Raw genomic sequence first — 13139 nt, forward strand, 5'->3', positions numbered from 1 at the left:
ACAGAAGAGGAGATCCCCGTGACCGCCACCACCAACGCACCACCTACAACGACACGAAGTCACGGGGACTCCGGAGCACCGCCGGGGAAGCGGCGAAGCCTGGGAGACCTGAAGGTGGCGATGATCTTCATCGCCCCGGCCACCGTGGGCTTCGTCGTGTTCTACATCTGGCCGACGCTGCGCGGCGCGTACCTGAGCTTCACCGAGTACAGCTTGCTCTCGGCACCGAAGTTCAACGGGCTCGCCAACTACGACCGGATGATCCACGACAGCTTCTTCTGGAACGCGCTCGGCGTCACGGTCGAGTACGTCGTGATCAACATCGGCCTGCAGACCGTCCTGGCCGTCGGGATCGCGATGCTGATGTACCGGCTGACCAAATCGATCACGGTACGCGCGATCATCCTCGCGCCGTACCTGGTCGCGAACGTCGTGGTCGCGCTGGTCTGGTACTGGATGCTCGACGTGCAGGTCGGCGTCGTGAACACGTTCCTGGGCTGGGTCGGGATCGACCCGATCGCGTTCTTCGGCGACTCGCACTGGGCGATCCCGACCGTTGCCGGGATCAACGTCTGGCGGCACATGGGGTATACCGCACTCCTGGTCTTCGCCGGCCTCCAGACGATTCCGTCGTACGTCTACGAGGCGGCCGAGGTGGACGGGTCGACCGAGTGGAAGACGTTCTGGCGGATCACGCTGCCGCTGCTGCGGCCTGTTCTGGTGATGGTCCTGGTGGTCACCATGATCGGGTCGTTCCAGATCTTCGACACGGTCGCGGTGACAACACAGGGCGGTCCGATCAACGCGACAAGAGTCATCTATTACTACATCTACGAGCGAGCGTTCACCCGGTTCGACTTCGGGTACGCGTCGGCGATGGCGCTGGTGTTGTTCGCCATCCTCGCGGTCGTCTCGCTGGTCCAGCTGCGGTTGCTGCGGGCGCGGGAGAGTGATCTCGCATGAGCATCGCAGCTGGTTCGGTACGGCAGGTGAATGTCGGGCGCACAGTCGCCTGGGTCCTGCTGTTCATTCTGCTGATCGTCACCTTGTTCCCCTTCTACTGGATGCTGCGGACGGCGCTCTCCGACAACACGCAGTTGCCCGGTCACCCGAATTCGCTGCTGCCGGTGGAGACGACGCTGGGCGCGTTCAAGCGGGTGCTCGGGTTGTCGAGTATCGAGGAGGCACAGGCTCAAGGCGGTTCCGGTGCCGCAGTCAACTTCTGGCTGTACTTGCGGAACTCGTTGGTCGTGGCAACTATCACGACGGTATGCCAGGTGTTCTTCAGCGCGATGGCGGCGTACGCGTTCGCCCGGCTGCGCTGGCCCGGACGGGACAAGGTCTTCGCATTGTTCCTGGCCGCGCTGATGGTGCCGCCGATCTTCACCGTGCTGCCGAACTTCGTGCTGATCAAGAACCTCGGCCTGCTGAACAGCTTCGCCGGCATCATCCTGCCCGGCGCGTTCATGACGCCGTTCGCGATCTTCTTCCTGCGGCAGTTCTTCCTCAGCATCAATCGGGAGCTCGAGGAAGCGGCGATGATCGACGGAGCCGGCCATCGGCTGATCTTCTTCCGGCTGATCATCCCGATGAGCGCGGCGCCGATCGCGACGCTGGCGATCCTGACCTACATCAACTCGTGGAACGACTACTTCTGGCCGCTGCTCGTCGGTCAGCAGGAGAACGTCCGCGTGCTGACGGTCGCACTCGGAGTGTTCCGGTCGCAGACGCCGCAGGGCGGTCCGGACTGGGCCGGGCTGATGGCGGCGACGCTGATCGCGGCGCTGCCGATGATCATCCTGTTCCTGGCGTTCGCCAAACGGATCACGAACTCCATCGGCTTCTCCGGGATCAAGTGAGGGACGGCCAATGATTTCACGACGCAATCTCCTCAAGGCCGGGATCGCCGCTCTCGCCGTACCGTCGCTTGCCGCCTGCAACAACGGCGCCGCGGCGCGCGGACCGGGCGAGGTCATCTACTGGCTGTGGGACTCCGCCCAGCTGCCGATGTACACCGAGTGCGCCAAGGTGTTCCACGAGCAGAACCCGCAGTACACCGTGACCATCGAGCAGTACGGGTGGAACGACTACTGGTCCAAGTTGGTGACCGGGTTCATCTCGGAGACGGCACCGGACGTGTTCACCGGGCACTCGTCGAAGTACCCGCTGTTCGCGGACAAGGGACAGGTACTGCCGATCGACGAGTACGTTGCCAAGGACAACGTTGATCTGAGCATCTACCAGAAGGGTCTCGCCGATCGCTGGATCGGTGCCGACGGCAAGCGGTACGGACTGCCGAAGGACTGGGATACCGAGGTCTACTTCTACAACAGCGCGTTCACCGAGGCGGCGGGGATCAGCACCGACCAGCTCAACTCGATGACCTGGAATCCGCAGGACGGCGGGACGTTCGAGCAGATCGTCCGCCGGCTGACGGTGGATTCGAAGGGGCGTCGCGGCGACCAGTCCGGGTTCGACAAGGAGAACGTGAAGGTCTACGGACTCGGGTACGCCGATGCCGGTGGTGGCGACGGGCAGACCAGCTGGAGTTGGTATGCCGCGAGCAACGGCTGGAAGTACTCCCAGGGCGAACCGTGGGGCACCAAGTTCTTCTACGGCGACCCGAAGTTCACCGACACGATCGGCTGGTGGCGGGGTCTGATCACCAAGGGTCTGATGCCGACGTACGCGCAGGCGAAATCCGGCGTGGACGTGACGACCTCCTTCGGCGCCGGCAAGTACGGGATGACGCCGAACGGGTCGTGGATGCTCGGGACGTACGGGCAGCTGAAGCAGGTGAAGACGAAGCTGGCACGGTTGCCGATCGGTCCGGTCGGGAAGCGGATGTCGATGATGAACGGTCTGGCGGACACGATCTGGGCCGGCACGAAGCGGCGCGACGCGTCGTGGGCCTGGGTGAAGTTCCTCGGTTCGCAGACCGCTCAGGACATCGTCGCCAAGGCGGGTGTCGTGTTCCCGGCGGTGGCGGCGAGCATGCCGGCGGCGAAGGCGGCGTTCGCCAAGAGCGGCTGGGACGTCACGCCGTTCCTGGAGCCGGTCGAGGCGGGCGACGTGTTCCCGTACCCGGCCAACCCGAACGCGGCGGACGTGACCGCGGTGATGACGCCGGCGATGGAGTCGGTGATGTCGTTCGAGGCCGCGCCGAGCTCGCTGGCGAAGGCGAACGACGACGTGAACAAGATCCTCGCGGTGAACAGCTGAAGGGAACAGCTAAGGGTTGACCCTGGCCGGGCCTACGCCCGGGGGAGTACGTCGTACTGCGTCGGTAGGCGCAGGGTGCTCCTCCGGGGGTAGGTGAGGTGTCGCCGCTGAGGCGACGCGGAGACGGGGGCCGGAACGACAACCTTGGTGCCATCGGAGAACCGACGAGCATCGAGGAGAATCATGAGCGACGAGAGGCCGGGCGGATCGATCCGCATCGGCGACAGCGAGCGTGAGGACGCGGTCAGGCGTCTGGGCGAGCATTACGAAGCCGGCCGGCTGAGCGCGGAAGAGCACTCCGAGCGGGTCGAGCAGGCGCTGAAGGCGCGCACTGGAGTGGACCTGGACGGCTTGTTCACGGATCTGCCGGGCGCACACCAGGCAGGCGACGCCGCCTTCGGCGCCGAGGGCGAGAGCGGCACCGGTGAGGGATGGGCCGGCCCGTGGGGCTGGCGAAAGCCGCCGTGGACCGCACCGCAGAACGCGGCAGGCGCTACCGGACCTGGTGCGGGGCCGTTTGGTGGGCCGCGGCCGGAGTGGGCGCGGCGGGGATTCCTTGGGCGGGTTCCGTTGCCGTTGTTGCTCGTGCTCGGGGTGGTCGGGGTACTTGCGTCGTTCGGGTGTGTGGTGCTGGGCGGGCATCCGCCGTTCCTGCCGATTGCGCTGATCGTGGCCGCCGTGATCGTCATCCGGAAGCGTCGGACGGAGCGCCGGGCATGAGGACGGTATACCGGACGCTCGGTCTGCTGATCGCCATCGCGGTTGTGCTGCAGATCGCCTCGATCGCGCTCGCCGGGTTCACGATCGCGAAGGACGCGGACGACGGGACCGCGATCGGGGCGGACTACAGCAACTTCGGGCAGAGCTACCACAGCATCGCCGGTACGGTGATCGGCCTGCTCGCGCTGGTCTTCCTGATCGTCTCGTTCCTGACCGACGTACCGCGGGGTCGCGTGCTGGCCGGGATCGTGGTCGGTCTGGTGGTCCTGCAGTTCCTGCTCGCTGTGGTGTCCTTCGGGGTCCCGGCGCTGGGCGTGCTGCACGGGATCAACGGGCTCGCGATCGCCGCTGTCGCGAGCATGGGGGCTCGACGGGCCGCCGTACCCAACCAGCCTGTGACCAGTGGCTGAGGTCAAGAAACGGCGGTGGGGCCGGCTGGTCGCACTCGGGATCACCCTGGCGGTACTCGTACCGCTGGGGTATCTCTGGGCGACCAGCCTGGTCCCGGGCTCGTACAACCCGGCGGAGATGGGGTACGCCGATTACGGCGGCGGCCCGTCAATGGATCAGTCGATGGATCACGAGCACCATGCCGGGATGAGCGGCATGAGCGGCATGAGCGGGACCAGCGTCGCGGATCTCACCGGGCCGAAGTCTGGTATACCAAATGTGAACGTGACGCTGACGGCGCGGAAGCAGAAGTTCCAGCTCGCGTCCGGGGAGACCGTCGACGGGTACACCGTGAACGGGACGTCGCCGGGTCCGCTGATCCGGGCGCGGGTGGGCGATCTGATCCAGGTGACGTTCGTGAACGAGTCGGTCCCCGATGGCGCGACATTGCACTGGCACGGGATCGACGTACCGAACGCCGAGGACGGGGTCGCCGGGGTGACGCAGGACGCCGTGCCGGTGGGCGGGAAGCATGTGTACCGGTTCAAGGCGCCGGCGGCCGGCACGTACTGGTACCACTCGCATCAGGTGTCGGCCGATGAGGTGAAGGGCGGCCTGTTCGGCCCGATCGTGATCGCGCCGGCAGTTCCTGGCGAGGTCCTCGCCACGATTCACACGTACGACGGCAAGCGGACCATCAACGGCCGCACCGGGACCTCGCGGGTCGATCTTCCGGCGGGTACGACGGCGCGCGTCCGGGTGATCAACACCGACAACGCGATCCTGCGGGTCGGTCTGATTGGTATGCCATTCAAGGTGGTCGCGGTCGACGGACGCGACGTACACGAGCCGACCGCAACCACGGCTGCCTATCCGCTAGCTGCAGGCGGACGCGTCGACCTGGAGGCCGTCGTACCGGCCGGCGGGATGCGGCTGGACGCGGGCACGGCGTCAACGTCGCTAGGCATCGGCCCCGCTGATCCACCTCAGGCGGAACTGCCGGGGAACAACGTCGATCTGCTGACCTACGGCACACCGGCGCCGCTCGGTTTCGACCCGGCGAAGGCGAACCGCAACTTCGAGTACCGGATCGGGCGGACCGCAGGTTTCCTCGATGGCATACCAGGGCTGTGGTGGACGATCAACGGGCACAAGTTCCCCGACGTACCGATGTTCATGGTCGCCGAAGGAGACATCGTCAAGATGAAGATCTCCAACACCAGCGGCCAGGCGCATCCCATGCACCTGCACGGCCATCACGTCGTCGTCCTGTCCCGCAACGGCGTCGCCGCCACCGGCTCACCCTGGTGGACCGACACCCTCGAGGTCGGCAACAAGGAGACCTACGAGATCGCCTTCGTAGCCGACAACCCCGGCCTCTGGATGGACCACTGCCACAACCTCCCCCACGCCTCCCAAGGCCTGGTAACCCACCTCATGTACGAAGGCATCACCACCCCCTACCAAGTAGGCGGCCACTCCCACAACGAACCCGAGTAGCGGAACCAGCGCCGGTTGCCCGGCGTCAATCACTCATGATGTTCCGGTGAGCGACCCCGACGACGACCTCCACGGCCGACAGTTGGCGCTGTTGCTGCTCTTCTTCTGCACGGTCGGCGGCGGCCTGTACTTCGTCGGCTGGCTCACCCGCCCTAGCTTCCTCTACGACAACCCCATCGCCTGCGCCGCAATCGCGGGCGGGGCCTGCTACCCCGCCCGCTGGCTGGCCGAACAGTTCACCTGGTGGAACCGCCTGGAGCAACCGATGCGCCGGACGCTCGCCCGCCGCGACCGCGCCCGCCGTAGAGCCCTCGCGGAGGCCCGCGAGGCCGCGCGCCTCCGCCGAGCCGAAGACGGCGGCGGCCGCCACAGCCGGACCGGTCGGGGACGGATCGGCCCGCTGAGCCTGCTACGGATGGTCGTTGGCGGTGCGCTGGTGCTCGGTGGGCTCGCGATCGCGCCGTTCGGCATGATCAGCTCGCTCCACGACCAGCGGGTCGCGGAGAATACGCCGGTCGAGCAGGCGGTCGTCGTTTCGGTGAGCGTCGATAAATGGTCCAAGAACCACGACGTGACCATCGCCGTGAGCAATCCCCGCGACGGCTCGAAGGTGGAGATCGACGGTGCCGACCAGGTGAAGCAGCTGCCGCAGGCGGGGGACCGGATCGGCGTACATGTCGATCCGAGCGACCCGTCGAATGTGCTCGCCGCGGACGCTGACTGGGGCGTCCACTGGTACCTCTACCCGATCTTCGTTCTAGCTGCCCTGTTGTGTGCGGGCTTCTTCGCCTTCCTGTTCTTCTGACCGTCAGGATGCAAGCTCGGCCAGGCGCGAGCAGGCTGCGTCGAGTGCTGCTTGCTGGGAGGTGTAGGAGCCCCACCACAGGGGGTTGTCCGGCTGGGAGTCGAGTTCGTCGTCGACGTCGGCGTACCACTCGTCGAGGGTTCTGAAGACTCGCGCGTGTAGATGGTTGTCGTTCACCGCCACCACTCCTGGAGTGAGAACCGTGTACGTCTTCAGGATGTGACGCACGTGCGGCATTGGCGGTGAACGACACGCGGGTTTTCAGGTCACGAGGACTGTGATGCGTTGCGCGGTGTTGTTGCTGAAACCGCCTCGGTTCCAGTCGGCTTCGATGGGTTGCTCGCGGCCGCTGGCGTCGTACGCGCGGACCGTGAGCACGTGTTCGCCCGGCGTTGCCTCCCAGTCGTAGGCGAAAGCGCGCCAGGCGAGCTCGTCGTTGCCGAGGGCATCCAACGTGGCTTCGTGCCAGTTGACGCCGGCGTCGGTGCTGACCTCGACACGTTCGATCGGGGCCCAGCCGGACCAGGCCCGGCCGAACAGCGGAACGGTGCCTGCGGCAACGAAGCGGTGGCGGCTCATGAAGTCCGGGAACCCCGGCGGCACGAGCAGCGCCCGCGGTTCGATCCGGGTCACCGGCCGGCCCGGATCGTCAGGGCGCTGCCGGATCACGTAGGCCACCGCGTTCTGGAACCCGTCGAACTCGTGATCGATCACCTCGATCGACCGCAGCCACTTCACACTCGCCATCCCGTACCACCCCGGCACGACGAGACGCAGCGGGTATCCGTGCTGCGGCGGCAGCGGCCCGCCGTTCATCTCCCACGCGACGATCGCGCCCGACTCGATCGCCTCCGTGATCGACAGCCCGCGCTGATAGTCCTGTACGACGCCCCGCTCGACCCCGCGATCCGCGCCGGTGAACACCACGTCCACGGCATCCTCGCGAATCCCGGCCAACCGCAGCAGGTCCGCCAGCAGCACCCCGGTCCACTCCGCCGTACCGACCGCTTCCGACAACCACGGCTGGCTGATCGGCCGCGGTTGCAACGTGGCCCGTCCGTTGCCCGCGCACTCCAGCGTGACCCGGATCGTACGGCGTCCCATCGCGCGCATCTCGGTCAGCCCGAACGACAACGGTTGCTCGACGCACCCGTTCAGCTCGAGGCGCCAATCGCCCGCATTCGTTGCCGGTATGTCGTAATGCACCAGCACGTAGTGCAGACCCGGCGGCGTCACGTCGTACCGCAGGCTCTCCAGCGGCATCCCGTGATTCCGCGCCGCGAGCTGCAACTCGTCGGCGGTGATCCCCTCACCGGTGTCCGCCAACCGCCCCCGGACACTGAATTCCTCGATTGAATCCACAATCCCACCCCCAGCACCAACCCTAGAGGTTGGGGGCCGTCTACAACCAGCCGTTGTCTACGGCGATCCGGGCGGCCTCGGCGCGGGTGCGGGCGCCGGTCTTGCCGATCGCGGCGGAGAGGTGATTCCGGACCGTTCCCTCGGACAGGTGCAGTTCCTTGGCGATGTCGGCGACGGTCCCGCCTTCGCGGGCGGCCCGCAGTACGTCGGCTTCGCGGCCGGTGAGCGGGCTCGTGCCCGCGACGAGGGTCTCCGCGGCGAGTGACGGATCGACGACGCGCAGCCCCTGGTGCACCCGCCGTACGGCGTCCGCGAGCTGCGTCGCAGGCGTGTCCTTGACGACGAACCCGGCCGCGCCGGCCTCCATCGCGCGGCGTAGATACCCGGGCCGGCCGAACGTCGTCACCATCAGCACCCGAACCCCGGGTACGGCGGTGCGCAGCGCGGCGGCCGCCTCGATCCCGTCCAGCCCCGGCATCTCCACGTCGAGCAGCGCGACATCAGGCTGGGAGTTCTTCGCGGCGTCGATCACCTCGTCGCCACGACCGACCTCGGCCACCACCTCCAGGTCGGGCTCGAGGTCGAGCAGCGCGGCCAGGGCTCCGCGCACCAGCGCCTGGTCGTCGGCAATCAGCAATCGGATGCTCACAGGTCCATCCTCACAGGCCGACCCGGACGGCCAACCGGAACCCGCCACCGGGTGCCTGACCGACCTGCACACTCGCACCGACCTGGTCCGCCCGCTCCCGCAGCCCGACCAGCCCGTGACCGGACGCGCCGCCGCCGGGCGTCGGTCCCTTCCCGTCGTCCAGTACCTCGATCTGCGTCGCCGTGATCCGGATCGTGCAACGCTTCGCGCCGGAATGCCGTACGACGTTCGTCACGCCCTCCCGCACCACCCACGCGAACAGCTCCCGGTTCTCTTCCGGTACTTCGTCCACCGTGGTCGGGAGATCCGCCTTGACCTCGGCGGCCTGCAGCGCGGCCCGCGCCGAGACCAGCTCGCCGGCCAGGCTCAGCTCGCGGTACCCGGCGACTGCCGCCCGTACGTCGGCCAGCGCCGCCCGCGCCAGGCTCTCGACGTCCGCTACCTCGGCGGCCGCCCGCGTCGGGTTGGCCTCGATCAGCTTGCCGGCCAGCTCCGCCTTCACCGTGATGACGGTGAGCGAATGCCCGAGGATGTCGTGCAGGTCCCGGGCGAACCGGTTCCGCTCCTCCTGCACGGCGAGCTCGGCGAAATCCTTGCGCGCCGCGTTCAGTTCGATGCTGCGCTGGATGGCCCGCCGTAGCCCGAACACCGCGAGCGCACCGAGGAAGATCGCGAAGCCGTAGCTGCCATCATCGGTCCATCCGGGCACGACCCGCATCGAGATCTCGGCGCCCGCGAGCAGGATCGCGACGAACGCGACGGCGGCTCGGAGGTCCAGCAGCATCATCGCTACCGACGCGATATAGACCAGCCCGGTCAGGGCGGTCTGGCCGGCGGTCGGGATCATCAGCAGGCACAGCGTCAGCATCAGGGCCAGATAGCCCACCTGCTGCCACGTCGCCAGCAGGTGCTTCCGGGCCATCCGGCGCAGGATTCCGAAGAACCCCAGGTAGCTGGCCGCGAACAGGATCACCGTGAGGAACCCGAGGACCTGGCTGATGCCGTCCTTGCGCTCCGCGATCTTCTGCAGCGGCTGCGCCAGGTAGAACAGCCAGACCCCCGCGGCCAGCCAGCCCCAACGTCCCGGGCCGGCGCCGACACGGTCGGCCATTCCGTCCATGATGCTGGGGCCGCGGTTGGTCTTCACGGTGGTCACGCTACCGCTCTGGTGCTCAGGCGCGGGCAGTGTCGGCGCGGAACCGGCGCAGGCCGATGAACCCGAGCACGACGGTCCAGCCGAGCACCACGAGCAGTGCCTGGGTGTCGACCCCGCCCTGCGTCAGGGCGCTGCGGGAGGTCAGCCCGGTCCAGTACGCCGGAGTCAGTTGCGCGATGTGCTTCATGACCGACGGCATCTGGTCGACCGGCAGCCACAGTCCGCCGAAGGCGGCGATCAGCATCGTGCTCAGACCGGTGATCGGCTGCACGCTGTCGGGCTTGGCGATGTACCCGATGACCAGGCCGATCGCGGCGAACGGCAGGGCGCCCAGCCAGGACACCAGCGCGACGGTCATCCACTGGCCGAGGCTCAGGTGGACGTTGCCGAAGATCATCCCGAAGGCGAAGACGACCAGCAGCGGGGGGATCGCCAGCAGCAGCGAGAGGATCACCTTGTTGACGACGTACGCCTGGGGCTTCAGCGGGGTCAGGCGCAGCGTCCGGTTCCAGCCGCCGTCGCGCTCCGCCGCGATCACACCGCCGCTGCTCATCGCGGCGGACATCGAGCCGAACATCGCCATACTCACCATCACGTAGGCGATCGCGGAGATCCCGCCCTCGCTCGCGTTCTTCGGAAGTGTCATGCCGAAGATCGCGAACAGCACCAGCGGCATCAGGATCGAGAAGATCAGCACCCGCCGGTTCCGCAGGGTCCGGCGGATGTCGAAGATCAGGTAGTTGCGGTTCATGCCAGCGTCTCCTCTTGGGCCGCGCTGATCGCGAGGACGGCGTCCTCCAGGTCGGCGGACGTTACTTCGATGTCGTGGGCGGTGGTGTTGTCCAGCAGGTGCCGCAGCGTGTTGTCCGAGTCCGCGCACTGCAGGAGGACGACCTCACCGCGGGTCTCGACATTCCGTACGCCGGGCAGCGACGCGAGCGCGGCGAGATCGGCGCCGGGGATCGTGGCCCGGATGGTGCGGCCGGAGACACTCGCCTTGATCTGCGCAGCGGTGCCGTCGGCAACGACCTTGCCGTTGCGCATCAGTACGACGCGGTCGGCGTAGGAGTCCGCCTCTTCGAGGTAGTGGGTGGCGAACAGGACCGTGCGGCCGCGGGCGGTCTCCTCGTGCATCGACGCCCAGAAGTCGCGGCGGGACTCGACGTCCATCCCGGTCGTCGGCTCGTCCAGCACGATCAGGTCGGGCTGCGGGATGATCGCCATCGCGAACCGCACCCGCTGCTTCTGACCGCCGGACAGCGCCTTCATCGTGCGGCCGGTGAGGTCGGCGATACCGGCGCGCTCGAGCGCCTCCTCGACAGGCATCGGGTCCCGGTGCAGACCGGCGACCAGGTTCAGCAGTTCGCCGACCTTGGCGTCCTCGATGATCCCGCCGCTCTGCAGCATCACGCCGACCTGCCCCTGGGCGATCGCGTCCGTCGGGGAACCGCCGTACACCTGGACGGTGCCGTTGTCGGGCTTCACCAGGCCGAGCAGCATCTCGATGGTGGTCGATTTGCCGGCGCCGTTCGGGCCCAGCAACGCCACCACCTCGCCGGCCCGGATGGTCAGATCCACCCCGGCGACGGCCTGCACGTCCGCATACTTCTTGGTCACACCCCGCAGGCTGACCGCAGTCGTTGTCGTCATACCCAGAAGCTTGTCCGAGCACGGCGTACACGCCCTGGATCGCTCGTCACGACCCATCCATGACATCCGTCAGCCAACTATTCGGCGGGATGGACCGTCCACTGGTGCAGAGGGGGTGGTTGAGGTGGTCGAACTCCGGGCACGAGTGGGAGGGTGGCAGGGGAGGAGCGAGATGGCGACGTTGACCGTGTGGCAGTTCGAGAACTGGGACGGGGCCAACCAGGCGATCGGGACGCTGGAGAGCCTGGCCAAGCAGAAGCTGATCAAGATTCATGACGCCGCGACGGTGTCGTGGCAGCCGGAGAAGCGGCGGCCGCGGACCCGGCAGGTGCGGAACATGACCGGGCCGGGCGCGGTCGGCGGGGCGTTCTGGGGGATGTTGTTCGGGACGATCTTCCTGATGCCGTTCGCCGGCGCCGCGATCGGGGCCGCGGCAGGTGCGGTGGCGGGCAGGCTCATCGACGTCGGGATCGACGACGACTTCATCAAGGAAGTGCGGGCCAAGGTCACGCCGGGGACGTCGGCGCTTTTCCTGCTGTCCAGCGAAGAGATGACCGACAAGGTCCGGGAGACGTTCCAGAAGACGAGGCTCCGGGCCAAGCTCATCCACATCAACCTGAGCGACGACCAGGAGTCCGCCATCCACGAGATGTTCGGCGACTGATTCAGCGTCGGACGAAGTCCAGCACGCGCAGCCAGTCTTCCTCGAGGAGCGCGTGTCCGCCGGGGCGGACGTGGTATCCGAGGTCGCCGTTCTTGAACGCCGGGGTTGCCGCGACGACGGCCAGGTACTCGCCGATCGGATCGGCCCAGGCGTCGTCCTCGGCGCTGGCGACGTACACGCGGCGGGGCGCGATGCTTGCGAGCAACTGATGCTGGTCCATGGGCGGTTGGCTCCCGGCGTACGTCGAGAACGACGGCACGAACCAGTGCGGGAACTTCGTGGTGATCGCGGCGATGTCCTCGCCGCCGGGATGGCGGAAAAGGGACGCGCCGCAGCAGCCGGAGTCGTTCGGGACCGTGACGGCGAAGCGTTCGTCCTGTACGCCGGCCCAGAGGGCGGCCTTGCCGAGGCGGGAATGGCCGAGTGCGATCGCGCCGTCCGTGGTCAGGCCGGGGATGTCGGCGGCGATGTCCAGGCACCTCGAGAGCCCCCAGGCCCAGGCTGCGACCGCGCCCCACGGTTCTCCAGTGGGGAAGAGCGCGCGTACGCCGCGAGCGTCTGGGTCGTCGGGCTCTATCTGCTGGTAGTCGACGGTGAGTACGGCGTACCCGGCGTCCATCACCTTCGCGTACGGCCAATCGTCGATCGTCTGGTCGTTGCCGGCGAAGTTGAGCGCCACGATGACCGGCGCCGGGCGCGCATCCGCCGGAAGGTGCAGGAGGGTGTCGAGCTCCAGATCGCCGAGCGGACAGGCAATCACCGCCCGATGCCGCAGCCGATCACCCGTCCCACCGAACACACCCTCGTCGCGCGACTGCAACACCACCTCACCCAGCCGTCCACCATCAGGCGTCCGCCCGTAGATCGTCCGCGCGAACTCGTCGACAACCTCGACAACTCCGCCGACCTCGCCGCCGAGGGCCGGCAGGTCCGGCAGTTCGGCATCCCGCCACGCCTGTGGGAGGAGGTCCGCTGAGTCCGTCGTCATGAGCCCATCCTTGCCGAAATGTCGTTGACCGGA

15 protein-coding genes are annotated in these 13139 nt (G+C 67.5%); 8 read left to right on the forward strand and 7 right to left on the reverse strand.

Going from position 1 to position 13139, the window contains the following annotated elements; all coding sequences use genetic code 11:
* Positions 1–18: 18 nt before the first annotated feature.
* From ACQPYH_RS09925 to ACQPYH_RS09955, 7 genes are all read left to right on the forward strand, one after another.
* Complete coding sequence (locus ACQPYH_RS09925) at positions 19–963, forward strand: carbohydrate ABC transporter permease (RefSeq protein WP_432889293.1); 945 nt, start codon at positions 19–21, stop codon at positions 961–963.
* Positions 960–1859: a carbohydrate ABC transporter permease gene (locus tag ACQPYH_RS09930; RefSeq protein WP_432889296.1), complete on the forward strand. Its 900-nt coding sequence runs from the start codon at positions 960–962 to the stop codon at positions 1857–1859. The genes ACQPYH_RS09925 and ACQPYH_RS09930 overlap by 4 nt, the downstream gene beginning before the upstream one ends.
* Before the next feature lie 10 nt (positions 1860–1869).
* Positions 1870–3222: an ABC transporter substrate-binding protein gene (locus tag ACQPYH_RS09935; RefSeq protein ID WP_432889299.1), complete on the forward strand. Its 1353-nt coding sequence runs from the start codon at positions 1870–1872 to the stop codon at positions 3220–3222.
* Between the two features lie 183 nt (positions 3223–3405).
* Positions 3406–3942: a DUF1707 SHOCT-like domain-containing protein gene (locus ACQPYH_RS09940; RefSeq protein ID WP_432889301.1), complete on the forward strand. Its 537-nt coding sequence runs from the start codon at positions 3406–3408 to the stop codon at positions 3940–3942.
* Positions 3939–4352, forward strand: a complete 414-nt coding sequence (locus tag ACQPYH_RS09945) for a hypothetical protein (protein ID WP_432889304.1) — start codon at positions 3939–3941, stop codon at positions 4350–4352. The genes ACQPYH_RS09940 and ACQPYH_RS09945 overlap by 4 nt, the downstream gene beginning before the upstream one ends.
* The gene (locus tag ACQPYH_RS09950) at positions 4345–5832 is read left to right on the forward strand and encodes a multicopper oxidase family protein (RefSeq protein WP_432889307.1); all 1488 of its coding nucleotides are present in this window, start codon (positions 4345–4347) and stop codon (positions 5830–5832) included. The genes ACQPYH_RS09945 and ACQPYH_RS09950 overlap by 8 nt, the downstream gene beginning before the upstream one ends.
* 46 nt (positions 5833–5878) lie before the next feature.
* The gene (locus ACQPYH_RS09955; protein ID WP_432889310.1) at positions 5879–6637 is read left to right on the forward strand and encodes a hypothetical protein; all 759 of its coding nucleotides are present in this window, start codon (positions 5879–5881) and stop codon (positions 6635–6637) included.
* Between the two features lie 3 nt (positions 6638–6640).
* Here ACQPYH_RS09955 and ACQPYH_RS09960 read toward each other — a convergent pair whose 3' ends face one another.
* The 6 genes from ACQPYH_RS09960 to ACQPYH_RS09985 are packed head-to-tail and all read right to left on the reverse strand — an operon-like array spanning position 6641 to position 11454.
* Positions 6641–6865 (reverse strand): hypothetical protein, encoded by a 225-nt coding sequence (locus tag ACQPYH_RS09960; protein WP_432889312.1) that lies wholly within the window; start codon positions 6863–6865, stop codon positions 6641–6643.
* Between the two features lie 33 nt (positions 6866–6898).
* A complete protein-coding gene (locus tag ACQPYH_RS09965) occupies positions 6899–7999 on the reverse strand; it encodes a sulfite oxidase (protein ID WP_432889315.1) in 1101 nt (366 codons plus the stop codon).
* A gap of 40 nt (positions 8000–8039) precedes the next feature.
* A complete protein-coding gene (locus tag ACQPYH_RS09970) occupies positions 8040–8648 on the reverse strand; it encodes a response regulator transcription factor (RefSeq protein ID WP_130444881.1) in 609 nt (202 codons plus the stop codon).
* A 10-nt stretch (positions 8649–8658) separates the two neighbouring features.
* Positions 8659–9795 carry a sensor histidine kinase gene (locus ACQPYH_RS09975; protein ID WP_432889319.1) on the reverse strand — a complete coding sequence of 379 codons (1137 nt, stop codon included), beginning with the start codon at positions 9793–9795 and terminating at the stop codon, positions 8659–8661.
* Positions 9796–9820: 25 nt separating this feature from the next.
* Complete coding sequence (locus ACQPYH_RS09980; protein WP_432889322.1) at positions 9821–10555, reverse strand: ABC transporter permease; 735 nt, start codon at positions 10553–10555, stop codon at positions 9821–9823.
* Positions 10552–11454 (reverse strand): ABC transporter ATP-binding protein, encoded by a 903-nt coding sequence (locus ACQPYH_RS09985; protein WP_432889324.1) that lies wholly within the window; start codon positions 11452–11454, stop codon positions 10552–10554. The genes ACQPYH_RS09980 and ACQPYH_RS09985 overlap by 4 nt, the downstream gene beginning before the upstream one ends.
* 172 nt (positions 11455–11626) lie before the next feature.
* Between ACQPYH_RS09985 and ACQPYH_RS09990 the strand changes: the two genes are divergently transcribed.
* The gene (locus tag ACQPYH_RS09990; RefSeq protein ID WP_432889326.1) at positions 11627–12118 is read left to right on the forward strand and encodes a DUF1269 domain-containing protein; all 492 of its coding nucleotides are present in this window, start codon (positions 11627–11629) and stop codon (positions 12116–12118) included.
* 1 nt (position 12119) lies between these two features.
* On the opposite strand, the gene ACQPYH_RS09995 is transcribed toward ACQPYH_RS09990, so the two are convergent.
* On the reverse strand, positions 12120–13106 hold the full coding sequence (locus ACQPYH_RS09995; protein ID WP_432889329.1) for an alpha/beta hydrolase family protein: 987 nt from the start codon (positions 13104–13106) through the stop codon (positions 12120–12122).
* Between the last annotated feature and the right edge of the window lie 33 nt (positions 13107–13139).

It is taken from the genome of Kribbella sp. CA-245084, assembly GCF_050942355.1.
Classification (GTDB): Bacteria; Actinomycetota; Actinomycetes; order Propionibacteriales; family Kribbellaceae; genus Kribbella.